The following is a 26,026-nucleotide window of genomic DNA, read 5'->3' as shown; positions in this document are numbered from 1 at the left end:
CTCTCAGCGCAGGTGGGCGGGGCGGGGATCGGCAAGGCGGCCCAGTGGCGATTGCGCTCGCAGGCCGCCGTCCACCACGATGGCCTCACCGGTGACAAACGAGGATTCCTCGCTGGCCAGCCATGCTGCGACGCTCGCGATTTCGTCGGGATGTCCGAGACGCCGCAGCGCGTGCGCGTTGATGTTGCGTTCGAGGATGACTGGGTCACTCATCATCCGCTGCACCGGAGGTGTCTCGATGGTGCCGGGGCAGATGGCGTTGACGCGCACGCCGGCGGGGGCGTGATCAGTCGACAGTGCGCGGGTGAGATTGATCACGGCCGCTTTTGAGGCGGCGTAGACCACGGAGCCGCCGTCACCGTGTAGCCCGCTGACGGACGCGGTGTTGATGATCGAGCCGTGGCCGCGGGCTTCCATCACCGGGACCGCGTACTTGGCGCCCAGGTACACCGATCGCACGTTGACATTCATGACGAGGTCCCAGTCGTTGGGCTCAAGCTCCACCGCGGTGCCGGGCCGCAACGTGCCGGCGTTGTTGAACAGCACGTCGAGCCCGCCCCAGCGCTTGATCGCCGCGTCCACCATGGCCTCGACATCGTCCGGTTGGGACACATCGGCCCGGAAGCCGTGCACCTCGCCACCGGCTTCGATGATGTCCTCCACGACCCCATCGACACGCTCGCGACGGATGTCGACGGCCAACACTGACGCACCTTCGGCCGCAAAGCGGCGGGCGCTGGCGGCGCCGATGCCAGACGCAGCACCGGTCACGATGGCGATCTTGTTCTCCAGCAGCATGGGGCCTCCTCGCTCGTCGGGCTCGGGCCGCATCGACACGGCGCATCGACACTACGGCGCAGTGCCTGACTACGTTGTGGCGGCTGATCGTGATCAACCCGATGCGGGCCGAAGCAGGGGAGGGCTCGATGGCGAGCGCAGAGTTCTACAGAATCCGCGAGATCATCGCGTCGCAGCAGATGCCAGCCGACATCGAAGCCATGCGCAAGGGCATAGAGCTCACTGCACGGCCGTTGCCGGCAGCAGTGAGCGGCGAGATGGTGGATGCCAATGGCGTTTCCTGCGAGCTGCAGACGCCCGACGCCCACAGCAGCGACGCAATTGTGCAGTACGTGCACGGCGGCGGCTACGTCGCCGGATCGATCGGCTCGCACCGGAACCTGACCGGGGACCTGGCCCTGAAGCTGGGTTGCCCGGTACTCTCGGTCGACTACCGCCTCGCACCCGAGCATCCGCACCCCGCTCCCGTCGAGGACTCCGTGGCGGTCTATCGTTGGCTGCTCGAGCGGGGCTATTCGGCAGACCGGATCGCCATCGCGGGCGATTCCGCCGGCGGCGGTCTGACCATGTCGACGCTGATGAAGCTGCGGGACCTGGGCTTGCCACTGCCCGCAGCAGCGGTGCCCATATCGCCGTGGGTTGACATGTCGGGCACCGGGGAGAGCGCAGTCACCCGCTCGGACCGCGACCCGGTGGTGAGCGCTGACGATCTGAGCCGGATCGCCGGTGTCTTCCTTGGCGCAGACGGCGATGTTGCAGATCCGTATGCGTCACCGCTGGAAGGCGATCTCGCGGGACTGCCGCCGTTGCTGATTCACTGCGGCGACGACGAGGTCCTGCTGTCGGACAGCGAGCGGCTTGCCCACAAGGCTCGTACTTCGGGCGTCGATGTGACCCTCGAGGTCTGGCCCGAGATGATCCACGTCTGGCATTCGATGGTGGGCTTGTTCCCTGAGGCCGACGAGGGCATCGCACGGGTGGCCGAGTACCTCGGCGAATACCTCGGCGACTAGGCCGCTGGGCCCGCCCGGGTTCGCCTAGGACGGGTCTAGGACTTCGCGACGTCGTCGAGGAACCAATCGACCAGGTCGAAGCAGTTGCGCCGGTTCGCGGGCTCGTTGTGGCTGACGTCGGCGAGAATGCCTTCGCGGGTCACACCGCAGGAGTCGAGGTAGCTGTCGCTCGACTCGCGCATCCAGTCAGTGGCCAGCTCCACGCTGATCTCGGGATGGAACTGGGTGCCCACACTCCGATCCACGCGGAACAGCTGAGGGCAGGTCTCGGTGCTGGCGAGCAGATCGGCGCCCGGCGGCAGCGAGAAGCGGTCGTGATGCCATTCCATCCACGGCCCCGCCGAGATCGGCAGTCTCACTCCGTTGGCGGGCGTGATCTCGTACCAGCCGATCTCAGTCTCGGGTGATCGCTCGACCGTTCCGCCGAGCGCGGCAGCAAGAGCCTGGCCCCCAAAGCAGATGCCCAGCACCGGCGTGCCGCTCTCGTGTGAGCGGCGAATGAGGTCCAGTTCGTCGCCGATCCAGGCGCTGATCGCGTCCTCGTACACGGACCAGTACGAGCCCATGATCACCAAGAGGTCGAAGCCGTCGGCCGGAAGCGGCTCGAAGCGCTCGGGATCGGAGGTGTCGGGCACCATGACGTGCAGGTCGCATTCCACGCCGCGCTCGGTGAGGCGATCGCCGATGAAACCGGGCTTGGTGCCGGCCTCGTGCGAAACGATGAGCGCCTTCATGGGGCGCGCTCGACGACTGAGACCGGCAGGTGCTTGATGCCAGAGATGAAGTTGGACCGCAACCACTCGATCGGCCCGTCCTGTTCGATCCTGACCACCCGCCGCAGCAGCTCCTCGAACACCACTTTGATCTCCATGCGCGCCAGCCACGCACCGAGGCACAGGTGAGGACCGTTGCGGCCGAATGCCATGTGCTCATTGTCCGGGCGGGCCAAGTCGAACCTGTACGGGTGTGCGAAACGGTCCTGGTCGTGATCCGCGCTGACGTAGTAGAGGACCACCTTGTCACCGGCCCGCACCTTGGTGCCTCGGATCTCGGTGTCGCATGTGGCGGTACGTCGAAAGTGCGTCGTGACTGAGCTTGCCCGCAGCACTTCCTCCACCGCGGTCGTGGTCAGCGCCTCGTCGCCGGCCAGAACCGCGGAGCGCCACGCGTCGAATACATGGGGGTGAGCCATGAGCACCCACAGGCCGTGGGTCATCGTGTAGCGGGTCGTGTCGTTGCCCGCCGCGATGAGCAGCGTGAAGAAGTTCTTGAACTCCAGGTCTGTCAGCGGTGTGCCGTCGGTGGTGGGGGCCAGCAGCTGGCTGATCACGTCGGATGCCGGGCACCCGCGGCGCTTGGTGGCCTGCTCGGCGGCGTACTCGAAGATCTCAACTGTGGCGGGACTGCGGAAGGGCATGAAGCGGAACTCGTCGGTGTCGACAAGCCCGACGGGATAGTCGGTGAAGTCCGGATCGGTGTTGCCGAGCAGGGCGTCGCCCCACTCCACGAGCTGGTGACCGTCCTCGTCGCTGGTGCCGAGCATGCGTCCCAGCATCCGCATCGGCAGCTCCGTCGCAACTTCGGTGACGAAGTCGAATCGGCCTTGCGGCAGCGCCCGGTCCAGCACTTCGCACGCGAGCCCGCGGATGGCTGCCTCGTAGGTGTTGACGACTCGTGGCGTGAATCCCCGGCTCACCAACCGGCGGTAGCGGGTGTGGGAGGGAGGGTCCATCTCCATCATCGTCGTGCGGGCTTCCAGCTCGTCGGGCGCCATGTCCTCGAGGCGGATGCCCTGCGACGAGGTGAACGTCTGGGTGTCCCGGCTGATGCGGAACGCGTCGTCGTACTTGGTGACGGCCCAGTAGCCCCGTCCGTCGATCTCGTCAATCCACGCCACCGGCTCATTGCGCCGCATCCGCGCGAACGTCGCATGGGGGACGCCTTGGGTCCAGACGTCGTGGTCGGAGATGTTGGCGTCGTCGGGCCCGAGGTCGTCGAGGTACGGCTCGGCCCAGCTGCTCATGGCCTCAGGCTCGCACAGGGACGGTCGCAGGTGCAGACGAATCAGCGACTGAGACGTCAACCGATGCAACGCCGTGAACGAAGTTCGACGGGATGCGCTCCAGGTTGCCGGCGCTGGCGGGTCGGATGCCACGGTCCAGCATGGCCTCGAGCAGCACCGTCAGCTCCATCCGCGCCAGGTAGGCACCCAGGCAGAAATGCGGCCCGCCGCCTCCGAAGGCGATCTGCTCATTGTCGACCCTGCTGATGTCGAACTCGTCCGGGTGCTCGAACACCTGCTCGTCCCGGTTGGCCGACGGGTACCACATGACGACCTTGTCGCCCGCTGAGATCTGGGTGCCCGCCAACTCGGTGTCGACAGCGGCGGTTCGGCGCATGTGCAGGATCGGCGACGCCCAGCGGATGACCTCCTCGACGGCGTTAGGCACCAGGCCTGGATCAGCCACCAGCCGATCCCACTGGTCAGGATGCTCAGCGAACGCGATCGTCCCGTGGGTGATCGCCGTGCGTGTCGTCTCATTGCCGCCGAACACCAGCACCTGGAAGAAGTTGCGGAACTCGGTCGCAGTCAGACGGTCGCCGCCGACCTCGGCGTGCACCAAGTGGCTCACGACATCGTCAGTGGGATGGTCCAAGCGCTGATCGCCGAGCTTCGCCCCGTACTCGTACAACCCCCACGCGGCGGGACTGCCGAACGGAAGCAGGCCCAGCGGTGTGGTGTTGCCGTACGCGTCGGGCGGCAACGACTGGGCCTCTGTGGTGCCTTCCACCAGGTGATTCGACAGCTCCACCATGTAGCCAGCGTCTTCGGGTGGCACTCCCAAGATGGCGATGATCACCCTGATCGGCAGTGGCGCTGCCACCAGATCGACCCAGTCGCCCCCGCCCTCGCGAACCACGGTGTCGAGCAGTTCATCGGCGATGGCACGTGTGCGTTCTTCGTAGCGGCGCATCTGGCGGGGTGTGAACGCCTTGCTGACCACCCGGCGCAGGCGCGTATGCGCTGGCGGGTCGTGTTCGAGGATCGAACGGCGCGCCTCGAGCGCGTCGGCTTCGAGGTCCCACAGGTTCACGTGGCCGATCGCCGACGAGAAGCGTTCAGGGTGGCGGGACACCTCGCACACGTCGGCGTGGCGCGTCGCGGCCCAGAATCCGTGGTGTTCGTAGGGGTTCCAGTGCAGCCCGGGACGCTGTCGCAGCGTGCGGAAGTCTTCCCAGGGGATGCCATCCGCATACCGGCGAGCGTCGGCGATGTCGATCTGTGTGGCCGGGTCGGCCCCGCATGTCATGGGCGAATGGTAAGTCTGTGCAGACGTTTAGGCGGACCTAGGAGGCAAGCCTGTGACAACCCTCGCCGAAATCGAGAGCGCGCTGCGCTCTGCCGCAGTGCACACCGTCGAGGTCGCCATCGTCGACACCTACGGGCACCTGCGCGGCAAGCGCTTTCCCGTGGACCACTTTCTTCGGTCCGCAGTGGAGAACGGCTGCCACCTTGCGGATGCCATCTACATATTCGACCTGCACAACGACCTCGTCTACAGCCCCTACATCAACATGGCCAAGGGTTTCCTCGACACCCACCTGGTTCCCGATCTCGGCACGCTGAGAATCTTTCGGGCACCGCCCCGGCTACGCGCTGGTGTTCTCAGTCAGCCTCGATCCGTCCCACGAATTGCACCCGATAGCGCCGCGCACCGTGCTGCAGCGCCAGATCGAGCGATGCGAAGTGCTCGGCTACAGCCCAGTAGTAGCCACCGAGATGGAGTTCTACCTCTGCGAGGCGGACTGGTCGCACGTGCAGAGTCACATTCAGTACTCGTCGTTGACCGACCGGGGCGATATCGAAGCCGTGCTGCTCGACATGCGCCTCGCAATGATCGACGCAGGGATACCGGTCGAATCGTCGAACTCCGAGTACGGACCGGGTCAGATCGAGATCAACGTGGCCCACGCCGATGCCATGACCACGGCCGACAACACAGCGCTCTACAAGAGCATCGTCAAGGAGATCGCCGAAGAGACCGGGCTGAAGGCCACGTTCATGCCCAAGCCGTGGACCGAGCCCTCAGGCAGCGGGATGCACGTGCACACGAGCCTGTCATCGGGTGGCGAGAACGTGTTCGCCCCCTCGCACGACTCACCGAACGAGATCATGGCGCCGTGGCTGGGCGGCCAGCTCGACAATGCCGGGGCGCTGTCGTTGCTCGGCAGCCCCGTGCCCAACGGCTACAAGCGAGTGCGCCCCTACACGTTCGCGCCCACCCATGTGCACTGGGGGCTCGACAACCGTTCGGTGATGTGTCGGTGCACCGTGGGTGCCGGGAATGCGAACCGGGTCGAGTATCGGGCACCAGGCGCCGACGCCAACCCCTACCTGATGATCGCGGGATTGCTCGCGGCGGGAGCCGACGGGCTCGAGCGGGGCGCTGATCCCGGGCCGATGAGCGTCGGCGACAAGTACGACGACCCTGGCGATGCGGTTCCCCTGCCTGCCACTGCCGCTGACGGCATCGCGGCGTACAAGGGAAGCGCGTTGGCGGCAGCGCTGGGAGAGGAGTTCTCGACGAACTTCTTGCTCATGGTCAACGCAGAGTTGGAGAAGTTCCTCGAAGCTGGCTGCGACCCCGCTGGTGATGAGGTCTCTGACCCCGAACGCGAGCGCTACCTCGAGTTCGCCTGACCAGCGCCTGACCAGCGCCTGACCAGCGCCTGAGCCGCACCTGAACAGCTCAGTGGAACGGCAGGTACTCGTTGATCTCCCACTCGCTGATGCTGTCTGAGGGCTCGCCGGCAGCGGCGACGTAGCGCTCCCACTCCGCTGCCTTGATGGCAAGGAAGTTGTCGACGAGGTCGCTGCTCACCGCCTCCGCGAGCGCAGCGTCTTCACGCAGGTCCCCGAGCGCGTCCGCCAGGTTGAGCGCCGAGGTGACCTCGGTGTTCCACGCCTCCATGCCGTCGTTGGTCTCGGGCTCGGGGCAGTCGAGCTGGTCAACCAGGCCGAGACGCGCTGCCTGCAACACCGCGGCAATCGCCGTGTGGACATTGCAGGTGCCATCTGCGAGGCGGGATTCGATGCGCGTGCGCTCGCCTCGTTCGGGCGGCACTCGGGTGCCGACCACGCGGTGGTCGTAGCCCCAGTTGGCCCGCCGACCGCTGAACGTGAACGGCCGCAGGCGCCGGTACGCGTTCACCGTCGGGGCGCACAACGGCGTGAGCCCTTGGTGATGGGCACACAGCCCGGCCAAGCATGACTTCGCCAGCTCGGACAGCCCGTCGTCGGTGCTGGTGTCGACGAGCGCATTCGAGCCGTCCGCGTCGATCAGCGAGAAGTTGACGTGGACGCCGTTGCCCTCGAACTCCTCGTAGGGCTTGCCCAAGAAGGTGAGCTTTAAACCGTGCTCCATGGCGCACTCTCGAGCCAGCACTTTGAACAGAAAGGCGTCGTCGGCGGCCCGCAGCGCATCGCCGTAACGAAGCGTCAGCTCGAATTGTCCTGAATCGAACTCGGCGTTCACCGATTCGAGCACGATGTCGCTGCCGGTTGCGAGATCGACAACGTCGTCGATCAAGCCGACGGGATCCACACAACGGCCGGTGCCATACACGTACGACTCGGGCGTGTCCCAGCGCTGCCAGCCGTGCTCGTCGGTGAACTCGAGCACGTATGCCTCGAATTCGATGCCGACCATGGGGCGGTAGCCCAACGCCTCCCAGTCGGCGATTGCCTTGCGCAGGGCATACCGGGCCGAATAGCGGAACGGCTCGCCCGCTTGGGACAGGTCGCACACCGCCACCTGGGTCCGGTCGTCGTCCCAGCCCGGTCGCAGATCGGCGGGGTCGAAGCTGGCGTGCATGTCGGGGAAGCCGTCGAGCACGCCTGATCCAGGCGCAGCGACGAACGAGCGGTCGTAGGCGAGGCTGAAGACGGCTGCCGCGTGGCCGGTGCCTGCATGGGCCAGGGCCGCAGGAACGTATTTTCCCCGCGCCATTCCGAGATGGTCTGGCCACAGCATGCGGACGCGTTCATTGGCCACGGGTGTTTCCTCCGGAACGATCAGCAGAACTTATCTGAGGGGATTGGTCTGGAGGAGTAGCATCGACCCGACCCACGGAAAGGTCTCATCATGAAACGACGCATCCTGGCCTTGCTGGCTGTTGCGGCATTGTTCGGAACTGCATGCAGCAGCGACGACTCCGCGGAAAGCGAGCCGGCTGCCACCGATGCGCCGTCCGCCACCGAAGCACCGGCTGCCACCGAAGCGCCGGCGCCCGCCGTCACGATGACCAGCATCGATATCGACCACATTTTGAGTGCCGATCTGGCGAACTGCGAAGAAGCGCCGACAGGTGACCCGATCCGGGTGGGCATGGCGATGGACTTCAGCGATGTGGTCGGGTTCGTCGATATCCCGGGCTCCAAGGTGGTGCCGTACGTCGCGGATCTCGCCAACTGCCGCGGCGGCTTCAACGGCCGGCCGGTGTCCGTGCGGGTGGAAGAGGTCGGCACCGACGCTGCGCTCGCTACCGAGGACCTGCTGGACTGGGGTGCACACTTCCTCATCGGCCCGCCCTTCGCCGACTTTGCGCTGCCGATCCTGCAGACCACAGGCGGCAATGTTCCGCTGTTCGTAGCGGCATCGACCGAGCCGACCTTGGCAGATGCCTCCAACAACTCCTACCTGGTCACTTTCGACGACCACCAGATGTCGGGTGCGGCGGCCAAGTGGGCGCTTGACCAGGGCATCACCCGGGCGATCGTGTTCACCGAAGGCGAAGGCATCCCCTACACCGGCGTCAACCCCGACGCGTTCATCGCCGCCTTCGAAGCTGGTGGCGGCGAGGTGGTGAGCGTTCAGACCTACGTGTGGTTCGTCGACACTGACTTCTCGTCGCAGGTGAATGAGATCGCTCAGATCTCAGAGAACAACGAGGCCGTCTTCTCGGCCGCATTGGGCTTCCAGGTGACTGCCCTGCGTGGCCAGCTCGAAGGCCAAGGCCTCGACGGTCTTACCTACATCGGCACCGACGCCTTGGACGCCACCGGCATCCAGGTCGAGGCGAACAACGAGGGCATCGCCCATACGCCGCATACGAGCATCACTGCAGGCGACCGCATCGATTCGATGCTCGCCGCGTTCGAGGCCGCCGAAGGCGAGGCGCTCGACAGTCGTGGCTTCATGGCGCTCTATGTCGACTCGATGTTCATCGGCATCCAGGGGATGCTCGACTGCGGCTGCGACGACACTGCCGAGATCGGCGAGGCCGTCAAGCAGATCTCTGGATTCCAGGGATTGTCGGGTGAGATCACCTACGAGGGCACGAACGGCATCCCGCCAAAGGCGGTGCCGATCAATCGCATTGTGAACGGCGAGGACGTACTCGTCGCCACAATCGAATAGGTCCGTATCGGCGCCGCAGGAGCGGGCACAACGCCAGACGCGGTGGCCTCGCGATCTCCAATGCTCGAAGTCGAAGGCCTCACCGCACGGTACGGCTCGATAGCTGCATTGCGCGGCGCGTCCCTGAGCGTCGGGTCGGGTGAGGTCGTCGGCCTCATCGGGCCCAACGGAGCGGGCAAGACCACCTTGCTGTCGACCATCGCCGGGCTGATGTCTCCCGCAGAGGGCAGCGTCACCTTCGAGGGACAAGACATCACGAGCCACTCGCCAGAGAAGCTGCTGCGCTCGGGGGTGGCGCTCGTGCCAGAGCACCGTCGCATCTTCGCCGACCTCACCGTGGAGGAGAACCTGAAGATCGGCGGGGTGACGGTGCCAGCGGCGAAGCGCGCAGAACTGCTGGATGAAATGGCAGAACGCTTTCCGGTGCTGAGGGAGAAGTGGGATGTCTCGGCCGGATACCTGTCGGGGGGCGAGGCTCAGCAGCTAGCCATCGGGCGGGCGCTGATGTCGGCTCCCCGATTGCTGATGATGGACGAACCCTCGCTCGGCCTCGCCCCCGTGCTGGTCGACCTGGTATTTGAGCTCATCGGCACGCTTCGTGAACAGGGACGCACGCTGCTCGTCGTGGAGCAAAACGCAGCACGGATGCTCGCTGTGGCTGACCGCGCTTATGTGCTTCGCAGCGGCGAGGTAGTGGCCTCGGGCACGGGTGCTGAGCTGAGTCAACAAGACGATTTGTTCGACACTTTCGTAGGTCATGTCATGCCTGCGAATGAGGGGCTGCCCGCCTCAGGCGCGCATGAATCTCACAGCGCCGGGGGTCCCACGGGGTGACCGAGCTGGCGCAGAACCTCATCGACGGCCTTGGCCGGGGCAGCATTTACGCACTGCTGGCGCTGGGCGTGGCCGTCGTGTTCGGCGTCATGCACCTGCTGAATTTCGCCCACGGTGAGCTCATCACCGTCGGGGGCTACATCGCGCTGTGGACCCTGGGGCGCGACTGGTCGTGGTACGTGGTGGCACCGCTGATCGTGGTGGGCGCGGTGCTGACCTCATTGGTGATCGAGCGGGTCGCTTTCTCACGTGTGCGGGGAAGCTCAGACTTCACACTGCTGCTCACCTCATTCGGTGTGCACTTCGTCATCTCCGCGATCTTCTTGCTGTACGTGTCGGCGTCGGTGAAGCCGTTCGACAGGCCCTCGTGGGTGACGAACACCTACTCAGTCGGGCCGCTACGGATCGAGGTGTACGACACCGTCGTCATCGTGGTGACTGTGCTGACGCTGATCGGCACGACCCTGCTGCTGCAGCGAACCATGTTCGGGCTGTCGCTTCGTGCCGCCGCAGCCGACTTCGACACCGCCCGGCTGATGGGCGTGCGCTCCGACACCGTGATCCGGGGCGCTTTCGCCCTGTCGGGACTGCTGGCGGGCATCGCCGGGGTCTTCTGGTTGATGCGAGCCGGCAGCATCAACCCCAGCGCTGGCATCACTCCGATGCTCAAGGGCGTCTTGGCCGCACTGATCGGCGGTCTGGGCAGTCTGCGTGGGGCCGTCATCGGCGGTTTGGCCCTGGGCTTGGCTGAAGTGATCCTTCGATCACGCCTGCCCGACAGCGTCGCCAGCCTCACCGAAGGCGTGGTGTTCCTGTTGATCGCCCTGCTGTTCATCTTCAGACCGCAGGGCCTCGTTCGGGTCGTTCACGCCGAGCGGGTCTGATGTTTCCTCGTTTCGGACGCGACATCGGCTTCCCCATCGTGGGTTGCGCCGTGCTCTTTGCCGTGTTTGTGACGGGTGGCCTCATCTACCAGAGCCTGCAAGCTCGAGCTGCCGAACGTCTGGTGACGGTCATGCTGATCGACGCCATCATCGTGCTCGGTATCCAGATCTACGTCGGCAACACCGGTGTGCTGTCGTTCGGCCACATCGGTTTCGGTGCGATCGCCGGCTACGCCTTTGCGATATTTGCCATCAGCCCCGCGGAGAAGCTCAAGCGCATTCCGGATTCCCCATTCGGATTGCAGGAAGTTCTGCTGAACCCGTTGCTGGCCGGTGCCGTGGCCATCGGGGTGGCCGTGGTGATAGCGCTTGTGGTGGGCATCGGATTGGCGCGCTCGGGCGCGGAATCGGGTGCTGTCGCGGCCACGGTGATCACCTTGGCTCTGCTGTTTGTCACCCATGAGGTGGCTCGCAACTGGCCTGACCTGACCGGTGGCAACCGTGCGGGTCTCACCTTCAAGGTCGGGGCGGCGCTTGACAGCAGGCTGCCGATCTATGCCTGCCTGCTGGCGGCGTTGATCGTCGCTCGGCTCTATGCGCAGAGCCGCAGCGGCAAGCTCGCGGTTGCGGCCCGCGAAGACAACCTGGCAGCGCGCGCCATGGGCGTGAACCCACTGGTGCAGCAGATGGCGGCGCTGCTCATTTCCGTCGTGATCGTCAGCGCCGGATCGTCGCTGCGGGTGTACGAGAACGGCTCGATCCTTCCCGACGATTTCTTCTTCAGCTATACGTTGCTCACGCTGGCAATGCTCATAGTTGGCGGCCGCAACAGCGTCACCGGAGCGCTCGTTGGAGTGGCGGTGATGACCGTCGGGCGCGAACTGGCCCGGCGTATGGGACAAGACGGCTTCGAGGTGTTCGGACTCAGCCTGGACGCTGGACCGCTGGATTGGATCTTCCGAGAAAACCTTCAGACGGTGTTCTTGGGCCTGGCAATGCTCGGCTTCATGATCTTCAGATCGGACGGCCTCCTCGGGGACTGGGAGCTGGATGCCTGGCTGTGGCGTCGGTGGCAGCGCCGTAAACCCGATGTTCGACCCGAAGCTCTCGCTGAAGTCGCGCCGGTGGGCTTGCACGCCGAGGTGGCCCATGGGGGTGCAGTCCTCGAGGTGGGAGACATCGTCGTCAATTTCGGCGGCTTTCGAGCCCTCGATGGTGCAGGCCTCACCGTCGCGCCCGACGAGGTCGTCGGATTGATCGGCCCCAACGGGGCTGGCAAGACGACGCTGGTCAACGTGATCACCGGGATCGTCGATCCTGCTGAAGGCTGGTTCAGGGTGGGCGAGCGCGATCTGAATTCCGAGCCGAGCTATGAGATCGCTCGTGCAGGTCTCCTGCGTACGTTCCAGAACCTACGGCTCTTCGGAGCGCTGACCGTCCGTCAGAACGTGGAGTTGTCCAGCCGTGTGGCGGCCCGGCACCGGCCGGGGACCGGTCCGCCGGTGGACGCGCTCATAGCCGAGGCTGGCCTGTGGGAGGTGAGAGATCGCCGCGCCCGCGAGCTCGACTACGGCAGCGCTCGACGGCTGGAATTGGCCCGCGCGGCAGCTATGGCGCCGGCGTTCCTGCTGTTGGACGAGCCCACAAGCGGCATGAGTGATGCCGAGTCAACCGAGATGATCCGACGGATTCGCCACATGGCTGCGGCTGTCGACGCGGGCGTCTTGGTGATCGACCACGATCTCAACTTCATCACCGGCATCAGCGATCGGATATACGTTCTCGATCAGGGCAAGGTGATCAGCATCGGCACCCCCGATGAGGTGCAGGCCGACCCAGCCGTGCGTGCCGCGTACCTCGGCACCGAGACCGGCGCGTAGACCTGAGGCTGAGTACTCTCGGATACTGCTGGTCATGTGCCACCGAGATCATGACGACGTGGGAGTGACATGAGCACGGCAACGCTGGAACGCACAGACGAACCACAGCGAATCTGGGACGAGGGCGACCCCGACATGCCGGCCGAGTTCGCTGAGTTGCTCGTGCGGATGCTGAGCTACCACGTTGAGAACAGCACGAATCCGCATTACACCGACCTGCTGACCAAGCTGTGGGATCGCTGCCTGCGGTTCGCACCCGACGAAGCGACCAAGGGGCTCTTGGTCAAGCTGATGCAGCAAGAGGTCGAGCACGGGATCATCAACGCTCACATCCTGGCCGGCCTTGGAGTCGACAAGGTCGATCGCCCGATCGAGCAGTACGCGTTCCGGCTGCCAATGGACACGTTCTGCGACCTGTCGTACTTCCATGCGCTGATCGACCGGGTCGGCGTGTACATCGGCGAGACGTGGGACGGCGTGCCCTACAAGCCGCTGGCAGACATCGCCACACGGGTGCATAAGGAAGAGCTGTTCCATTGCACGCTCGGACTGCGCAATTTGCGCATCGTCTGCTCGACGCCCGAGGGCCTCGATGAGGCGAACGAGCGGATCGGGGTCTGGTGGCCGGCGGCGCTGGACATGTTCGGACGGTCTGATTCCGATTTCGGAGACGCCTACGTGCGGTGGGGCCTGCGGAAGAAGAACAACGCGGACCTCCGCAGGCAGTACATCGCGGACACGAGGCCGCTGCTTGGAGAGCTGGGGATCGAGGTGCCGCCGAACCGGCTGAACCGCCGGTTCCTCTAGCTGGCCATGGATCCTGGAGCTACAGGGCTCGCGGTCAAGGTCTCACGGCCGGCGCCCGAGGTCGCGATCATCGAGACGTCGTCGTCGGTGCACTGGGAGTGCTTCTGGATTGCCGAGGGCGACCACACGCTCGTCGTGGGAGCCTTCGACCGAGGCGACAAGTCATCGCCAGAGCCTCGCATCCACGTCATGAACAAGCCGTACGGATGGGACATGCAGCCGGCTTCTGATCCGCCGTCTGCCGGCGACGATGAGGACCTCTTGGTGCAGGTGTGGCAACTGCTGAGTTCGAACTGAACGTGCGGAGCGAGGTAGCGGCGTGAATCTCGAGACGCTGGGCCAAGTGCTGGTGGAGACCGAGGTGGTCGTCGAACCCGAATCCGTCGCGCTGCTGGTCGATGCGCTTGGAACGCCCACCGCAGGGGAGGTAGCGCTGCGGCTGCCCTTCTTCGGTCCGACCGTGGGTGGCAGCGATTCGGTGGTGGGGCCCATCGGGCTCAGCCTGGAGCGAGGCCTCGCCGGCGGCCAGTCGTTCGAGTGGCACCGTTCGTTCCGTCTGGGCGAGCGAGTGTCCGTGGTGGTGTCGGTGGAGGACATCATCGACAAGGGAACGCTGCACCTCGCCACTGTGCTGTCGGAGTACCGCGACGCCGACGGGGAGCTGATACAGCGTCAGCGAACGGTGTTTGTGGAGCGCAAGCCGGCTGACCCCTCGAAGGGCGCTGAAGCGGCAGAGGGCGAGAGTTCGGCAGGGAAGGCGAGAACGTGACTGACTTCGAGTTCACCCAGGTGCCCGCTCCGACACTCACAAGGGAGGCGATGCGCAGCTTCGTCGACGGCGTGCATGACGCAAATCCGGTGCATACCGACCCCGAGTTCGCAGCCAAGGCCGGGCTGCCCGACGTGGTGGTGCAGGCTTCCCACACCACAGCGATCGCGCTCGATGCGCTGGTCGCGCAGTTCGGTGCCGATGCGATTCTGAATCTCGACGTTCGGCTGCGCGGACCGGTCTTTCCTGGCGATGACCTGACGGTGTCGCCGGTGAGTTTCGGGGAGCACGATCGAGGAGTGGAGGTGCGCAACCAGCGGGGTGATGTCGTCGCCACCGGCATCGTCATCCTCCGCGGCGACCCCGACGAGTCGTGAGATCTGCGAGCAGGGAGATCAGATGAGCTACGAGCACCTGCTGCGGTGATTCCCGAGACCCCCACACTGGCAAGCTGACTGCCTCGGTCAAGGGGTGAGCAGTGGAGCCCGAATCCCGATCTGGGTCCCGAACAAGGTTCAAGCGCCGGTCGAACGGCGATGTCGTCGTCACAGAATCGATTGGCTCAGGCCTGCGCAAGTTCGCGAATGTTGCGATCGGCATTGCTGGGGCGATTGGCGCGACATTCGTTGCGTCTCGGGTGGCGTCACTTGTCGACTTCGATTTTCCCCGCTACGTGCCTGTCGTCATAGGGGCGGCGTTGATCCCGTCACTCCTCGAGTACTTCTTGCCCTCGCGTGCAGTCCTTCGCATCAGGTCTGAAGTCGTATCGGCGCAGATGGGGCAGCGTCCGAAGCAGGCCCTCTCGATCGCGTCCATCCAATACGCGGAACAGGTGCTGGTGCGATTACCCGATCAGAATCCGGCGGCGCCGGACGCGGCTACTGATTACGACCGTCTGTATGGCGGCAGCGATGGATTTGCGGCGCGCATCCACTACATCCACGAAGATCTCTGTGTGCGGAGCCTCACTTTCGTGACATCTGAAGCAAGGAGAGTCATCGACGCCCTAAAACAGGTCGGCGTGCGCGTCGGCCGGCCGTAGAAGAAACAGGTCTGGCATGGCGATGTTCGGCGTTGCCGGGTCCTTGGCGTCGTAGCTGTGCCCGTCTCCGTGTGACGCACAACACTGGTGGCCATGGATGATGCGATGACGCTGCAGGCGGGCGCCAACCAGCCGCCGCCGCTGGAGCCGTACGACCTGTTCGCGACCGACCCGGTCCTCGGTGCCGCAATGGAACGTGAGGGTGCCCAGCGCAAGGTGATGGCCTCGTTCGGCAAAGCGGTGGGCACCCAAGAGGTGTTCGAGTGGGGCTTCCTGGCCAATCGGCGCTCGCCCGAGTTGGCGACCCACGACCGTTTCGGCAACCGCATCGACGAGGTGCGCTACCACCCTGCGTACCACTCGTTGCTGGACATGTCGGTCTCAGCCGGCATCCACTGCATGCGCTATGAGTCCCAGCCGGGCGACGGCGGCGTTGTTACCCGCAATGCGCTGATGTATCTGATGAGCCAGGCCGAGGTCGGCCACGGCTGCCCGACTTCGATGACTTCGGCGGCGCTCGGTGCGCTTGAACACCAGCCGGAGCTCGCCGCGACATGGCGGCCTCGCTTGGTGTCACTCAGCTACGACCCGCGCCTCGTCGAAACACTCGACCGCCACCTCACCGGCCTCCGTACTGCCATGGGTGGCCACGATGTCGGCGGCTCCGGCACGAGCCGTGAAGCAGGTGCGCGGCGTCTCGTCGAGCAGATGGCCCAATGCTGGGCAGCGTCGCTGCTGGTGCAGCACGGCGACCCAGCGCTGGCTGACACGTACGTGCAGTCCCGCCTCGTGGGCGACTGGGGCAGTGAGCTCGGCACCCTCAACCCCACGGCCAACCTGTCGCACATCGCCGCCCGAGCAGTCCCGTCTCGCTGATGCGGTTCTCGATGACCTTGCGCCCTTGATCGGGCAGCGTCTGGCTGCCGAGCACACCTTCGACGATGGCGAGCACATCAGGGGCCGACGAAGCGCCGACTACTTCGATCAGCGGCCCGTACCCGTCCATGATCACGCTGTCGATGTCGTAGCTGGCTCGTTCGGCGTCGTAGGCCAAGGCCATGGCCGCGCCGCCGCCGACGTAGATCCTCGCCACAGCCCCGCGCCGATGCAGGCGTTCAGCCACCTCGGCCAGAGCCTCTCCGAAGGCACCGCGGTCCATCGCTGTTCGTGGGGAAGGAGGTATCTCAGACCACAAGCAGCTCGCGAGCGGGCAGGAAGGCGCGGCGAGCTTCAAACGCTGCAGGAGGGTGGACGATGGCTTCGACCCGAAAGAAATCGAGATCTGGGCCCGGAAACCAGAACTCGTCGAGATAGCGAGCTTCGTCGAACACCCATTCAGGGGCGACGATGCCGTCATGCATGTACCGATGCTCCACATACGCAGCCAAGAATGCGTCCCAGCGCCTATCAATCGGCCCCGGTTCATCGGCCACGAGTCTCAGCCGGGCGACTAGCGGCGTGTCCTCCCACACCAGCCCGAATTCATGTAGCACGATTCGCAATCGCATCTCGTCGTCGCACCCACACAGCTGCGAGGCGAAATCCTTTAGCCGCCGACCCACCGGCACGTCGTCCTCGGCAAGCGCCATCACCTCGACGGTACCGCCCGGCGTCTAGTCCTCGACGTGGCGGGCTGGGAAGCCGCCTCTTGAGATCGGGCCCCAACTCTCGATGTGCAAGCGCAGCAGCACCTTGCCTTGGCGAGTCATCGCAGCCTGGTACTCGTCCCAGTCGGAATGCTCGCCGCTGATCACCCGGAAGTACTCGACAAGCCCGTCCATACCATCTCACCCTCCCCGGGTCGTCCCAATAGCTCCGGCAGTCTCGCCGCTCGGGTCGCCGTTCGGCACACCGTTGGGCGGTTCGGATTGCCGGTGGTTCGCATGAATTGCCCGAACAGGGAAGAATCGGCATCGGGTCGCGCTTCGTGCCGGCGCACACGAGGGGTGAATCACACGATGTTGCAGCACTATCGGGTTTTGGATCTCTGCGAGGGAATCAGCCAGTTCGCGGGCTACCTGCTTGCCAGTCTGGGAGCGGAGGTGATTGCTGTCGAGCCGCCCGGTGGCGTGCGCAGCCGTCATCTGGGTCCATTCGTCGACGACGAGCCGGACCCGGAACGCTCGCTGGGCCACTGGGCCTACAACCAGGGCAAGCAGAGTGACACGGCCGACCTGAGCACTGCGGAGGGCCGGCAACGACTGCTGGAGCTCGTCAGGGGAGCGGACGCGCTCATCGAGGACGCGCCGGTGGGCCAGATGGCTGCACTTGGTCTCGGCTATGACGATCTCGCCGCCGTCAATCCTGCCATCGTCCATGCGTCCGTGACGCCGTACGGCTCGACCGGTCCGCGCAGCACTTGGGCAGGCTCGGATCTAACCGCAGTGGCCGGCAGCGGGTTCCTGCACTCCAGCGGCGACAAGGACCGTGCCCCGGTGAGGGTCTCGGGCGTGCCGCAGAGTTTTCTTCAGGCCGCCGGCGATGCCGCTGCGGCCACGCTTATCGCCTTGCGCGAGGCCCAACGCAGCGGGCTTGGCCAGCACGTCGATGTCTCTGCCATGGAGTCGATGACCCACGGCCAGCCGCAGAACATGTCGCCACGGGTCAATGCCAACCCCATCGACCGCATCGCCGGCGGCCTCAGCCTCGGCGGCATCGACATCCCGATGATGTTCCCGTGCGCCGACGGCAACACCATCTGCGTCGCGCTCATGGGCGTGGCATTTGCGCCCTTCACGCGACGGCTCGTGGAGTGGGAGGCGGAGGAAGGCTTTGCCGACGAGGAGCTTCAGGCGGTGGACTGGGAAACCATCGCAGTCGAGGTTCTCAGCGGCCAGCGCTCGCCCGAAATCATCGGCAAATCGTTTGCGACGCACGCCCGCTTTCTCGCTACCAAGACGGCTGAGGAATTGTGGGCTGCGGCGTTCGACCGAAATCTGCTGATCACGCCGTCGGCACTGGTCAGCGATCTCCTCACGAATGTGCACTTCGCCAGTCGCGACTTCTGGCGAGACTCCGAGTTGGACGATGGGCGAGTTGCTCGCTTCTGCGGACCGCTGGTGCACTTCAGCGACGAAGCGCCCGAGCGCACACCGGTCGTGCCACGGCTCGGCGCTCATGACGATGCGATCGACTCCGACCGGCGGCCGCACGCGGCGACCGTGGTCGCTGCCTCCGGTGGTCCTGGGGCCAGCGGCTCTGCATCGGGCGACGCTGAGCCCAATGGCACTGTCTCGGAAGGCAGAGTCTCCGGCGGCGCTGTACTGCCGCTCGCAGGCCTGAGGGTGGTGGAGTTCTCGTGGGTCATCGCCACGCCCTCGGCGGTGCGCATCCTGGCCGATTACGGCGCCACCGTGGTGAAGGTCGAGACCGAGGGCCGGCCCGACACCATGCGCACGGTCAACCCGTTCGTCGACGAGGACCCACACCCCGACAACAGCGTCGGCTACGGCGTGTACAACGCAGGCAAGCGCAGCCTCAGCCTCGATCTCAGCAAACCCGAGTCTCGCCAGGTGGTCGAGGACCTGATCCGCTGGGCCGACATTGCCACGGAATCCTGGGCGCCTGGAGCGGCAGCGCGCATGGGCTACGGCTACGAGGATCTGTCGGCGATCAATCCCCGGATCATCATGCTGTCGAGCTCACTTCTGGGCCAGAGCGGGCCCTATTCGAGTCTCGCCGGCTACGGATTCATGGCAGCGGCCATTGCCGGTTTCTACGAGATCACCGGATGGCCCGATCGCGGCCCCGCCGGACCGTATGGCCCCTACACGGACTTCTTGGCGCCACGAGTCATCGTGGCATCGCTGATGGCCGCGTTGGAGCGCCGGGATCGCGCCGGCGACGGCTGCTACATCGACGTGTCGCAGACCGAGGCAGCCCTGCACTACCTGGCTCCGGCCATCTTGGATGCCTCGGTCAACGGACGGGATCCCCAGCGGTGCGGCAACGAGGACCCGCACATGAGCCCGCACGGCGTTTACCCGAGCGCTGGCGACGACCAGTGGGTGGCGATCGCCTGTACCGACGACCGGTGGCCGGCACTCGCCGGCGCAGTGGGGCTGGACATTGACGGGGCCGCTGGCTGGGACCAGGCCGTACGGCGCGAGCGTGCTGCGGTGATCGACGAGGTGATCTCGGCGTGGACCTCCGAGTGCAGCAACGTCGAGGCCGCCGAGGCGTTCCAGACCCACGGCATCGACGCCTACCCGGTCAACAACGCGCAGGGCTGCTGCGACGACCCGCAGCTCACATCTCGCGAACACCACATCAATGTTCCCCAGAGCCATCGTGGGACAATGTGGACGCAGAACTGCCGGACGCGTATGTCACGTACGCCTCCGGTCGTATGGCGCGGCGGGCCGTGCTTGGGCGAGGACAACTTCGAGGTGCTCACCGAGTTCTTGGGCTACGACGCCGACCGCATCGCCGATCTCGCGGCAGCCGAAGTGCTCGGCTGAGCGCGCGAGTGGAGCGCATCGCTGACATTGGGGCGGCGGTTTCACATCCAGTGTTCGATGTCTAAGTCATCGAAGGCTGCGAAGTCCGACGTGTTGGCGGTCACGAGGATCAACCCGTTGACCGCTGCGATGGCCGCGATCTGACCGTCGACAAAGGGCGGTGTCGCGCCGGCTGCGGCCAATCGCGCGCGTTCCCGCGCGTGCCAATCAGCCGCCCGGCGGTCGTAGTCCTCTATCGCGAAGCGTCCCAACACGACTTCGTCGATATAGCGTTCGATCGCGTCGCGTCGGTGTGATTGGGGAAGTCGGCAACAGCCAAACCGAAGTTCGTGCCAGACCAGTGCCGGTATCGCGATTTCACCGTCATGTTCACGAAGACGGTGCAGCACCTCCGCATTCGGCTGCGGCCGCAACGGTTCTGAGACGATGTTCGTGTCGAGGAGGTACTGCATCGGCTACAGCGACACGTCGCGGCCGGGTACACGGTCGCGCAGATCTCCGAAGAGCTCGTCAGGGTCGAGTTCCAGCTCGGTGAGTCTGGCGCTGTCGGCGAATTCCCGATACGCCTCGTCAAAACTCCGATGGCTGGCAGCGAGCCGTTCGAAAGCCCGGCAGCTGATCAGGACTGCCACGGGCTCACCCCTGCGGGTCAATTGGACTGCTTTGCCGCCCTCTGCCTCGCGGACCAGCGTCGACAGATTGCGCCGTGCCTCGGCGATGGATTGGTGATCCGTTATCGCAAACTCAGAAATGTACATCGAGAAGTACATTACCCGCAGGAGATCCCACTCCTCATCCAGCGCCGCTGACTGGCGTTGGGGGAGTGGTGATGGGAGGAGGCTGGTGGCGGGCGCAGTCGCCCGAGATGATGTCGTTGATCCGGTCGACTCGGCCGCCCTCGGCGGCGGGAACGGGAGCACCGCTGATGTCGAGCAGGTGCGGGTGGAACGACCAACCCGCGATCTCATCGCCGTCGAAGTCGATCTGCAGCACACCGGTCTCACCGGTGATGCCGGACCGGTAGTGCCACACGAAGTTGCCGAGCGAGTAGGCCACCAGCTTCCCGTCGCCGAATACGACGGGCTGCAGCACATGAGGGTGTTGGCCGATCACCGCATCAGCGCCGTTGCGCAACAGCTCGAAGGCGAAGTCGCGCTGCCGTCCATCGGGACAGGTCATCCGCTCGACGCCCCAGTGCACGACCGCGATCACCACATCGGCGTCCCCCGCAGCCACCCGGACGTTCGCGAGCACTCGCTCGCGCTGATAGGCCGACGCGATGCCTGCGCGCGTCCGGGTGGCCGGAAAGTCGAGCGGCACCACCATCGAGGCCCCGACGAACGCGACGCGAACGCCCGGTCGCACCTCGATGATCCGATGCCGGTAGGCCTCGGGGCTGGTGGCTCCCGCCCCGAGCGCGATCACTCCCTCGGCCTCGAGCAGCTCAACCGTGTCGACGAGCGCATCAGGCCCGTAGTCGCCGGCATGGTTGTTCGCCAAGTTGGCAACGTCCACGCCAGCGCCAGCGATGTGCTCGGCGGCGGACGGTGGCGCCCGGAAGACGAACTCCTTGTCGGCGGGATCGCCACGCTCGCTGATGGCCATCTCCACGTTCACGACAGCTACGTCGGCTGAGTCCAGCAATGGCTCGATTCCGGCGAACGGATCGATGCCGGCGGCCTCGCTGCGATCCATCAGCACATCGCCGCCTGCCAGCAGGGTCCATCTCAGATCGGGCTCAGTCGTCGACGGTGTTGCGGTGGTTGTCGCAGCAGGCGCCGCTTCACCAGCGGGCGACGAAATCGTCGTGGCCACAGGCGACGCGGCCGGCTGCCCGTGACTCGCGGCTGCATCCATGGCGTCGTTCGTCGCTGGGGCCGGTGCCACCGTGGCCGTCGTCGGCGGCGGGGCCACCTGCACGGTGCTGGCGCTGCAGGCTGCGGCCAGCACAGAAGCGCCCGCTACGAGCACCCATGCGCGTTTCAAGACGTCCGCTCGGCGCCGCCTCCGGTCCGCGGTCGAGTTCAGCAGCGCCTCAGCCTGCAGCCAGGTACACGACCGCATCGAGGTCGTCGTTGGCGTCGGCATACGCCGCCTCGTAGTCGAACACCAGCGGATGATGCCAGCAGATCCACGGGCTGCCGATGACATAGCGGTTGAAGAAACCGCCGTGGTTGAACAGCGTGTAGCAGCCGAACAGCCCACCCATCGAATCGCCGACGTCGGCGGCGAAGCCGATGCCGAAGTTGGCATCGGTCTGGTACACGACCGGCAGCGGTTCGGGCCAGTCGATCGGCGGGCCTTGCGTGGTGATCTCGAAATCGAAGTCCATGAGGTCGGAATGGTCGATGTGGGTCTGCGTAAGCGGAAGCTGCTGTGGTTCTGCCATGAGACGTCCCCTTGGGTCCGATTGCGTGAGGCCGAGTCTCGCGCAGTGTTCAGCGCGGCCGCGTCTCGCTCAGCCGCCAGATGAGGTCACGTCGGTGTCACGCAGTCCGGAGCGCGAACTAGCGTCGCGCACGCTGGGCCGCCCGGCGTCGGGCCACGTCTGGCTGCGGACAAGGAGACGCTCATGGCACTTGCAGACACAGTTCAGGGGATTCTCGACCGGGGAGTTGCCGACGGCGATGTCGTCGGCGCAGTGGCAAAGATCGTCGGACCAGACGGCGAGATCTGTTCCGCTGCGGCGGGCACACGCGGCGCCGACAGCGATGTGGCGATGACCAACGACACCGTCTGCTGGATCGCCTCGATGACCAAGGCGCTGACGGGCACCGCAGCAATGCAGCTCGTCGAGCAGGGCAAGCTCTCGCTCGACGGCCCCGCGGGGGAAACGTTGCCGCTGCTGGACGAGCTCGATGTGCTCACCGGGTTCGACGACAGCGGTGCACCCGTCACCCGGGCCCGCAATGGCGACATCACGCTGCGACAGCTGCTGACCCACACCGCCGGCATGGGCTACGACATCTGGAGCGCAGAGCTCGGGCAGTACCAGGAAGCCACGGGCACGCCTGGCATCACCGAGTGCCAGAAGTCGACGCTCAGCATTCCGCTGCTCTTCGATCCGGGCGAACGCTGGATGTACGGAACAGGCATCGACTACGCCGGCCAAATGGTCGAGACAGTGTCAGGAATGTCGCTGGGGGAGTACTTCGCGCAGAACGTCTCCGGGCCGCTTGGCATGTCCGACACTGCGTTTCGAATCAGCGATGACATGCGGTCGCGAATCTCGGCCATGCATGCCCGGATGGAGGACGGCTCGCTGGTCGAGATGCCATTCGAGATCCCCCAGGACCCCGAAATGGAGATGGGAGGCGGCGGCCTGTACTCCACGATCGACGACTACTGCCGCTTCCTGTCGATGATGCTCAACGGCGGCAGCGTCGACGGCCGCCAGATCGTCTCGGCCGACACGCACCAACAGATGGTGTCCAATGCCATGGGCGACCTGCGGGTCACGATGCTGCACTCCGCTATCCCGCCGTACTCCAACGATGCAGAGTTCTTCCCTGGACTCGAGAAATCCTGGGGCCTCACGTTCCAGATCAATGAGGAGCCTGCGCCGACCGGTCGCCCGGCTGGCGGCCTCATGTGGGCCGGGCTGGCCAACTCGTTCTTCTGGATCGACCTGCCGAACCAGGTAGCCGGCTGCTACATCAGCCAGGTTGTGCCGTTCGCGGATGCGCGTTCGTACCAGCTGTACGAGGACATCGAAACCGCCACCTACGACAGCCTGTAGCCCCCGGGGACCTCCCACGGGGAGCTGGCCGCGGGGCGCCTCGCTTGGCGGCCGTCGTTCAGGAGACGGCTGGGCCCAGCACCACGCAGCCGTTGTGGCCGCCGAAGCCGAACGAGTTGCTAAGCGAGGGGCCGGGCTCCCAGTTGGCAGCCTGACCGGTCACCAGGTTGAACTCCGCGAGTTCGGGATCGGGTGTGGTCCAGCCGGCTGTCGGCGGGATCTTGCGATGTCGCATCGACATCAGCACCGCCACGGCCTCGAACGCTCCTGCGGCCCCGAGCGCGTGGCCGGTGACGCCCTTGGTTGACGTCACCAGCGGCCCGCTCGGGCCGAACAGCTTGTTGAGCGCCTCGGCTTCTGCAGCGTCGTTCAGCGGGGTGGACGTTCCGTGAGCATTCACATGCACAATGTCGGCTGGTGTCAATCCGGCATCTTCGATGGCGAGCTGCATGCAGCGCAACGCACCCGCGCCACCGGGTGCCGGTGCAGTGATGTGGTGGGCGTCGGCGTTGGACCCGGTACCAAGGATTTCGCCGTGGATGGTTGCGCCCCTCGAGACCGCCGAGTCCCAGTCTTCGAGCACCAGAGTGGCGGCGCCCTCGGTCATCATGAAGCCGTCGCGTTCCTTGTCGAACGGCATCGAGACGCCGCTCGTCGACAGCGCGGTCATGTTGACAAAGCCAGCGGTGCCCACGGGAGTCATCACCGACTCGCAGCCGCCGGCCAAGATCACGTCGGCGGCTCCGGCGCGGATCAGCCGCGTTGCGTACCCGATCGCGTGAGTCCCAGCTGCGCAGGCTGTAGTCAGAACCTCGCAGGGGCCAGCCAGGCCATACCGCATCGAAATCGCAGCACCGGGAGCGTTGGGCATCATCATCGGGATCATGAACGGCGATACCCGGCGTGGGCCCTTGCGGTCGAGCACGAGAACCTGGTCTTCGAAGGTTTGAAGTCCGCCGACGCCCGTTCCGTAGATCACTCCACAGCGCGCCGGGTCGGACGCCAAGTCGCCTGCGTCGGCGACGGCCTGCGCAGCCGATGCCATGGCGAGCTGAGTTGACCGATCGGCCCGCCGCGCCTCCTTGGGGTTGTCGAAGTACGTCGCTGGGTCGAAGTCGGTGACGCGACGTTCGCCCTCTGGCGGCTCGGAGTTCAAACCCTGCCAGAAGTCGTCCACGCCGGTCCCAGCGCACGAAATGACGCCGAGGCCGACGACAGCTACCCGACGTCTGTCGCTCACTGGCTGCAGCTCACAGCTTGGATTCGACCAGCTGGATCGCGTGGGCGACAGTGGTCACGCCTTCCAGCTCTTCCTCGTCCACGTTGATGTCGAACTCCTCTTCCAGAGCCATCACCAACTCGACGAGGTCCAGGCTGTCGGCGTCGAGATCATCAGCGAAGCTGGCCTCGGGCGTGACTTGCTCGGCATCCACGGCCAGCACCTCGACGGCGCAGTCCCGGAATCGATCCAACGTGTCACTCATGCTGATCCCCTCATGTGTGGGTTCTTACTCGCACGATCCAGCGACGGTCGTGCGAGTGCGAAGTGTAGATCCCGGACGGTCAACGTCCTGCTCGGATGCCGCCATCGTTCAGTGACCCATCCCCAGGCCGCCGTCGACGGGTAGTACAGCCCCGGTGATGTAGGCGCCGTCGTCGGACGCCAGAAACGCCACTGCAGCGGCGATCTCGGACGGCTCTGCCACGCGGCCCAGCGGAACAGCCCCGGTAATCGCGGCCTGCTGCTCGGCGCTCAAGGCACCGAACATCTCGGTGGCGACCGGCCCAGGGGCAATGACATTCGCGGTAATGCCACGCGAACCAAGTTCGCGAGCCAGCGACCGGGCCATCCCCACGAGGCCAGCTTTGGATGCGGCGTAGTTGACCTGACCCGCAGACCCCAGCAGACCGACCACCGAGGACACGAAGATCAGCCGTCCCCAGCGCGCCCGCAGCATCGGCCTCGCTGCCCGCTTGGCCATCCTGTACGCGCCTGTGAGATTGGTGTTGACGACAGCGGCAAAGTCCTCGTCGGCCATGCGGAGCACGAGCTGGTCCCGCGTGATCCCGGCGTTCGCGACCAAGATCTCGACCGGTCCCAGCTCTGCTTCGATGTCACGGTAGGCGGCGTCGACCGCATCGCTGTCGGCCTGGTCGCACGCCACCCACAGCAGCCGCTCGTCGTCAGGTGCCTCGGTGCGGCTCGTGACGGCGACATGGTGGCCTGCATCGGCGAACAGGCGCGCTGTCGCCAATCCGATGCCGCGGCTGCCGCCCGTGACGAGCACCGTCCGTGCTGTTGAGGGGCGCGCAGTTGAGGCGTTCATCGTGTGCCGAGTGCGTGGTGTTGGTCGCCGGATCGTGCGGGAATCTTCCGGC

The 26,026-nt window shown here is 65.5% G+C and carries 28 protein-coding genes and 1 pseudogene; 14 read left to right on the top strand and 15 right to left on the bottom strand.

Annotation, left to right across the window (positions count from 1 at the left end; translation table 11 throughout):
• Positions 1 to 3: 3 nt before the first annotated feature.
• Complete coding sequence (locus ACPXYO_RS17480; RefSeq protein ID WP_423923258.1) at positions 4 to 798, bottom strand: SDR family NAD(P)-dependent oxidoreductase; 795 nt, start codon at positions 796 to 798, stop codon at positions 4 to 6.
• Between the two features lie 128 nt (positions 799 to 926).
• On the opposite strand from ACPXYO_RS17480, the gene ACPXYO_RS17475 reads away from it, so the two are divergent.
• Positions 927 to 1,811 (top strand): alpha/beta hydrolase, encoded by an 885-nt coding sequence (locus tag ACPXYO_RS17475; protein ID WP_423923256.1) that lies wholly within the window; start codon positions 927 to 929, stop codon positions 1,809 to 1,811.
• 35 nt (positions 1,812 to 1,846) lie between these two features.
• Here ACPXYO_RS17475 and ACPXYO_RS17470 read toward each other — a convergent pair whose 3' ends face one another.
• From ACPXYO_RS17470 to ACPXYO_RS17460, 3 genes are read right to left on the bottom strand one after another with little or no spacing between them, the layout of a single operon-like run.
• Positions 1,847 to 2,545 (bottom strand): type 1 glutamine amidotransferase, encoded by a 699-nt coding sequence (locus ACPXYO_RS17470; protein ID WP_423923254.1) that lies wholly within the window; start codon positions 2,543 to 2,545, stop codon positions 1,847 to 1,849.
• The gene (locus ACPXYO_RS17465) at positions 2,542 to 3,834 is read right to left on the bottom strand and encodes a cytochrome P450 (RefSeq protein WP_423923252.1); all 1,293 of its coding nucleotides are present in this window, start codon (positions 3,832 to 3,834) and stop codon (positions 2,542 to 2,544) included. The genes ACPXYO_RS17470 and ACPXYO_RS17465 overlap by 4 nt, the downstream gene beginning before the upstream one ends.
• A gap of 4 nt (positions 3,835 to 3,838) precedes the next feature.
• Positions 3,839 to 5,122, bottom strand: coding sequence for a cytochrome P450 (locus ACPXYO_RS17460; RefSeq protein ID WP_423923250.1), 1,284 nt, complete (start codon positions 5,120 to 5,122; stop codon positions 3,839 to 3,841).
• Positions 5,123 to 5,472: 350 nt separating this feature from the next.
• Between ACPXYO_RS17460 and ACPXYO_RS17455 the strand changes: the two genes are divergently transcribed.
• Entirely contained in the window at positions 5,473 to 6,513 is a 1,041-nt protein-coding gene (locus tag ACPXYO_RS17455; protein WP_423923248.1) for a glutamine synthetase family protein, read from the top strand.
• 49 nt (positions 6,514 to 6,562) lie between these two features.
• Here the strand turns inward: ACPXYO_RS17455 and ACPXYO_RS17450 are convergent, their stop codons facing one another.
• Positions 6,563 to 7,867 (bottom strand): glutamine synthetase family protein, encoded by a 1,305-nt coding sequence (locus tag ACPXYO_RS17450; protein WP_423923246.1) that lies wholly within the window; start codon positions 7,865 to 7,867, stop codon positions 6,563 to 6,565.
• A 90-nt stretch (positions 7,868 to 7,957) separates the two neighbouring features.
• On the opposite strand from ACPXYO_RS17450, the gene ACPXYO_RS17445 reads away from it, so the two are divergent.
• From ACPXYO_RS17445 to ACPXYO_RS17400, 10 genes are all read left to right on the top strand, one after another.
• A complete protein-coding gene (locus ACPXYO_RS17445; RefSeq protein ID WP_423923244.1) occupies positions 7,958 to 9,232 on the top strand; it encodes an ABC transporter substrate-binding protein in 1,275 nt (424 codons plus the stop codon).
• A gap of 60 nt (positions 9,233 to 9,292) precedes the next feature.
• Positions 9,293 to 10,066, top strand: coding sequence for an ABC transporter ATP-binding protein (locus ACPXYO_RS17440; RefSeq protein ID WP_423923242.1), 774 nt, complete (start codon positions 9,293 to 9,295; stop codon positions 10,064 to 10,066).
• Positions 10,063 to 10,950 carry a branched-chain amino acid ABC transporter permease gene (locus ACPXYO_RS17435; protein ID WP_423923240.1) on the top strand — a complete coding sequence of 296 codons (888 nt, stop codon included), beginning with the start codon at positions 10,063 to 10,065 and terminating at the stop codon, positions 10,948 to 10,950. Before ACPXYO_RS17440 ends, ACPXYO_RS17435 begins: the two co-directional genes overlap by 4 nt.
• Positions 10,950 to 12,830 carry an ATP-binding cassette domain-containing protein gene (locus tag ACPXYO_RS17430; protein WP_423923238.1) on the top strand — a complete coding sequence of 627 codons (1,881 nt, stop codon included), beginning with the start codon at positions 10,950 to 10,952 and terminating at the stop codon, positions 12,828 to 12,830. The genes ACPXYO_RS17435 and ACPXYO_RS17430 overlap by 1 nt, the downstream gene beginning before the upstream one ends.
• A gap of 69 nt (positions 12,831 to 12,899) precedes the next feature.
• Complete coding sequence (locus ACPXYO_RS17425; protein ID WP_423923236.1) at positions 12,900 to 13,637, top strand: Phenylacetic acid catabolic protein; 738 nt, start codon at positions 12,900 to 12,902, stop codon at positions 13,635 to 13,637.
• Positions 13,638 to 13,643: 6 nt separating this feature from the next.
• Positions 13,644 to 13,934 (top strand): hypothetical protein, encoded by a 291-nt coding sequence (locus tag ACPXYO_RS17420; protein ID WP_423923234.1) that lies wholly within the window; start codon positions 13,644 to 13,646, stop codon positions 13,932 to 13,934.
• A gap of 22 nt (positions 13,935 to 13,956) precedes the next feature.
• Positions 13,957 to 14,406, top strand: coding sequence for an FAS1-like dehydratase domain-containing protein (locus ACPXYO_RS17415; RefSeq protein ID WP_423923232.1), 450 nt, complete (start codon positions 13,957 to 13,959; stop codon positions 14,404 to 14,406).
• Positions 14,403 to 14,783 carry a MaoC family dehydratase gene (locus ACPXYO_RS17410; protein ID WP_423923230.1) on the top strand — a complete coding sequence of 127 codons (381 nt, stop codon included), beginning with the start codon at positions 14,403 to 14,405 and terminating at the stop codon, positions 14,781 to 14,783. Before ACPXYO_RS17415 ends, ACPXYO_RS17410 begins: the two co-directional genes overlap by 4 nt.
• Positions 14,784 to 15,043: 260 nt before the next feature.
• Positions 15,044 to 15,448, top strand: coding sequence for a hypothetical protein (locus ACPXYO_RS17405; protein ID WP_423923228.1), 405 nt, complete (start codon positions 15,044 to 15,046; stop codon positions 15,446 to 15,448).
• Positions 15,449 to 15,541: 93 nt separating this feature from the next.
• Positions 15,542 to 16,324, top strand: a complete 783-nt coding sequence (locus tag ACPXYO_RS17400; protein WP_423923226.1) for a hypothetical protein — start codon at positions 15,542 to 15,544, stop codon at positions 16,322 to 16,324.
• Here the strand turns inward: ACPXYO_RS17400 and ACPXYO_RS17395 are convergent.
• The 3 genes and pseudogenes from ACPXYO_RS17395 to ACPXYO_RS17385 all read right to left on the bottom strand — a co-directional run.
• Positions 16,269 to 16,607 carry a hypothetical protein gene (locus ACPXYO_RS17395; RefSeq protein WP_423923224.1) on the bottom strand — a complete coding sequence of 113 codons (339 nt, stop codon included), beginning with the start codon at positions 16,605 to 16,607 and terminating at the stop codon, positions 16,269 to 16,271. The two genes, ACPXYO_RS17400 and ACPXYO_RS17395, sit on opposite strands and share 56 nt — an antisense overlap.
• A 25-nt stretch (positions 16,608 to 16,632) precedes the next feature.
• The gene (locus tag ACPXYO_RS17390) at positions 16,633 to 17,037 is read right to left on the bottom strand and encodes a hypothetical protein (RefSeq protein ID WP_423923222.1); all 405 of its coding nucleotides are present in this window, start codon (positions 17,035 to 17,037) and stop codon (positions 16,633 to 16,635) included.
• 24 nt (positions 17,038 to 17,061) lie between these two features.
• A pseudogene (locus ACPXYO_RS17385) lies at positions 17,062 to 17,235 on the bottom strand (PPOX class F420-dependent oxidoreductase); the annotation flags it as partial.
• A 171-nt stretch (positions 17,236 to 17,406) separates the two neighbouring features.
• On the opposite strand from ACPXYO_RS17385, the gene ACPXYO_RS17380 reads away from it, so the two are divergent.
• Positions 17,407 to 19,908 (top strand): CoA transferase, encoded by a 2,502-nt coding sequence (locus tag ACPXYO_RS17380; protein ID WP_423923220.1) that lies wholly within the window; start codon positions 17,407 to 17,409, stop codon positions 19,906 to 19,908.
• 41 nt (positions 19,909 to 19,949) lie between these two features.
• Here the strand turns inward: ACPXYO_RS17380 and ACPXYO_RS17375 are convergent, their stop codons facing one another.
• The 4 genes from ACPXYO_RS17375 to ACPXYO_RS17360 are packed head-to-tail and all read right to left on the bottom strand — an operon-like array spanning position 19,950 to position 22,297.
• Positions 19,950 to 20,360: a type II toxin-antitoxin system VapC family toxin gene (locus ACPXYO_RS17375; RefSeq protein WP_423923218.1), complete on the bottom strand. Its 411-nt coding sequence runs from the start codon at positions 20,358 to 20,360 to the stop codon at positions 19,950 to 19,952.
• Between the two features lie 3 nt (positions 20,361 to 20,363).
• Positions 20,364 to 20,666, bottom strand: a complete 303-nt coding sequence (locus tag ACPXYO_RS17370) for a type II toxin-antitoxin system Phd/YefM family antitoxin (RefSeq protein WP_423923216.1) — start codon at positions 20,664 to 20,666, stop codon at positions 20,364 to 20,366.
• 34 nt (positions 20,667 to 20,700) lie between these two features.
• Positions 20,701 to 21,996, bottom strand: a complete 1,296-nt coding sequence (locus ACPXYO_RS17365) for a CapA family protein (protein WP_423923214.1) — start codon at positions 21,994 to 21,996, stop codon at positions 20,701 to 20,703.
• On the bottom strand, positions 21,944 to 22,297 hold the full coding sequence (locus ACPXYO_RS17360; RefSeq protein ID WP_423923212.1) for a hypothetical protein: 354 nt from the start codon (positions 22,295 to 22,297) through the stop codon (positions 21,944 to 21,946). The genes ACPXYO_RS17365 and ACPXYO_RS17360 overlap by 53 nt, the downstream gene beginning before the upstream one ends.
• 183 nt (positions 22,298 to 22,480) lie before the next feature.
• On the opposite strand from ACPXYO_RS17360, the gene ACPXYO_RS17355 reads away from it, so the two are divergent.
• Positions 22,481 to 23,647, top strand: a complete 1,167-nt coding sequence (locus tag ACPXYO_RS17355; protein ID WP_423923210.1) for a serine hydrolase domain-containing protein — start codon at positions 22,481 to 22,483, stop codon at positions 23,645 to 23,647.
• Between the two features lie 58 nt (positions 23,648 to 23,705).
• On the opposite strand, the gene ACPXYO_RS17350 is transcribed toward ACPXYO_RS17355, so the two are convergent.
• The 3 genes from ACPXYO_RS17350 to fabG form a co-directional block, all read right to left on the bottom strand.
• On the bottom strand, positions 23,706 to 24,887 hold the full coding sequence (locus ACPXYO_RS17350) for a beta-ketoacyl-[acyl-carrier-protein] synthase family protein (RefSeq protein WP_423923208.1): 1,182 nt from the start codon (positions 24,885 to 24,887) through the stop codon (positions 23,706 to 23,708).
• Positions 24,888 to 24,897: 10 nt separating this feature from the next.
• On the bottom strand, positions 24,898 to 25,131 hold the full coding sequence (acpP, locus tag ACPXYO_RS17345; RefSeq protein WP_423923206.1) for an acyl carrier protein: 234 nt from the start codon (positions 25,129 to 25,131) through the stop codon (positions 24,898 to 24,900).
• A 108-nt stretch (positions 25,132 to 25,239) separates the two neighbouring features.
• Positions 25,240 to 25,974: a 3-oxoacyl-ACP reductase FabG gene (gene fabG, locus ACPXYO_RS17340; protein ID WP_420443379.1), complete on the bottom strand. Its 735-nt coding sequence runs from the start codon at positions 25,972 to 25,974 to the stop codon at positions 25,240 to 25,242.
• Positions 25,975 to 26,026 lie beyond the last annotated feature (52 nt).

The sequence above is a fragment of the Candidatus Poriferisodalis sp. genome (assembly GCF_965237655.1).
In the GTDB taxonomy this organism is placed as follows: Bacteria; Actinomycetota; Acidimicrobiia; order Acidimicrobiales; family Poriferisodalaceae; genus Poriferisodalis.
This window is presented reverse-complemented; position numbering and strand designations above follow the sequence as displayed.

Excerpts from the sequence above, each read along its gene's own strand:
- ACPXYO_RS17480 (WP_423923258.1), bottom strand. The coding sequence starts at position 798 with ATGCTGCTGGAGAACAAGATCGCCATCGTGACCGGTGCTGCGTCTGGC.
- ACPXYO_RS17475 (WP_423923256.1), top strand. The coding sequence starts at position 927 with ATGGCGAGCGCAGAGTTCTACAGAATCCGCGAGATCATCGCGTCGCAG.
- ACPXYO_RS17470 (WP_423923254.1), bottom strand. The coding sequence starts at position 2,545 with ATGAAGGCGCTCATCGTTTCGCACGAGGCCGGCACCAAGCCCGGTTTC.
- ACPXYO_RS17465 (WP_423923252.1), bottom strand. The coding sequence starts at position 3,834 with ATGAGCAGCTGGGCCGAGCCGTACCTCGACGACCTCGGGCCCGACGAC.
- ACPXYO_RS17460 (WP_423923250.1), bottom strand. The coding sequence starts at position 5,122 with ATGACATGCGGGGCCGACCCGGCCACACAGATCGACATCGCCGACGCT.
- ACPXYO_RS17445 (WP_423923244.1), top strand. The coding sequence starts at position 7,958 with ATGAAACGACGCATCCTGGCCTTGCTGGCTGTTGCGGCATTGTTCGGA.
- ACPXYO_RS17440 (WP_423923242.1), top strand. The coding sequence starts at position 9,293 with ATGCTCGAAGTCGAAGGCCTCACCGCACGGTACGGCTCGATAGCTGCA.
- ACPXYO_RS17430 (WP_423923238.1), top strand. The coding sequence starts at position 10,950 with ATGTTTCCTCGTTTCGGACGCGACATCGGCTTCCCCATCGTGGGTTGC.
- ACPXYO_RS17425 (WP_423923236.1), top strand. The coding sequence starts at position 12,900 with ATGAGCACGGCAACGCTGGAACGCACAGACGAACCACAGCGAATCTGG.
- ACPXYO_RS17420 (WP_423923234.1), top strand. The coding sequence starts at position 13,644 with ATGGATCCTGGAGCTACAGGGCTCGCGGTCAAGGTCTCACGGCCGGCG.
- ACPXYO_RS17400 (WP_423923226.1), top strand. The coding sequence starts at position 15,542 with ATGGATGATGCGATGACGCTGCAGGCGGGCGCCAACCAGCCGCCGCCG.
- ACPXYO_RS17395 (WP_423923224.1), bottom strand. The coding sequence starts at position 16,607 with ATGGACCGCGGTGCCTTCGGAGAGGCTCTGGCCGAGGTGGCTGAACGC.
- ACPXYO_RS17390 (WP_423923222.1), bottom strand. The coding sequence starts at position 17,037 with ATGGCGCTTGCCGAGGACGACGTGCCGGTGGGTCGGCGGCTAAAGGAT.
- ACPXYO_RS17380 (WP_423923220.1), top strand. The coding sequence starts at position 17,407 with ATGTTGCAGCACTATCGGGTTTTGGATCTCTGCGAGGGAATCAGCCAG.
- ACPXYO_RS17375 (WP_423923218.1), bottom strand. The coding sequence starts at position 20,360 with ATGCAGTACCTCCTCGACACGAACATCGTCTCAGAACCGTTGCGGCCG.
- ACPXYO_RS17370 (WP_423923216.1), bottom strand. The coding sequence starts at position 20,666 with ATGTACATTTCTGAGTTTGCGATAACGGATCACCAATCCATCGCCGAG.
- ACPXYO_RS17365 (WP_423923214.1), bottom strand. The coding sequence starts at position 21,996 with ATGCCGACGCCAACGACGACCTCGATGCGGTCGTGTACCTGGCTGCAG.
- ACPXYO_RS17360 (WP_423923212.1), bottom strand. The coding sequence starts at position 22,297 with ATGGCAGAACCACAGCAGCTTCCGCTTACGCAGACCCACATCGACCAT.
- ACPXYO_RS17355 (WP_423923210.1), top strand. The coding sequence starts at position 22,481 with ATGGCACTTGCAGACACAGTTCAGGGGATTCTCGACCGGGGAGTTGCC.
- acpP (WP_423923206.1), bottom strand. The coding sequence starts at position 25,131 with ATGAGTGACACGTTGGATCGATTCCGGGACTGCGCCGTCGAGGTGCTG.
- fabG (WP_420443379.1), bottom strand. The coding sequence starts at position 25,974 with ATGAACGCCTCAACTGCGCGCCCCTCAACAGCACGGACGGTGCTCGTC.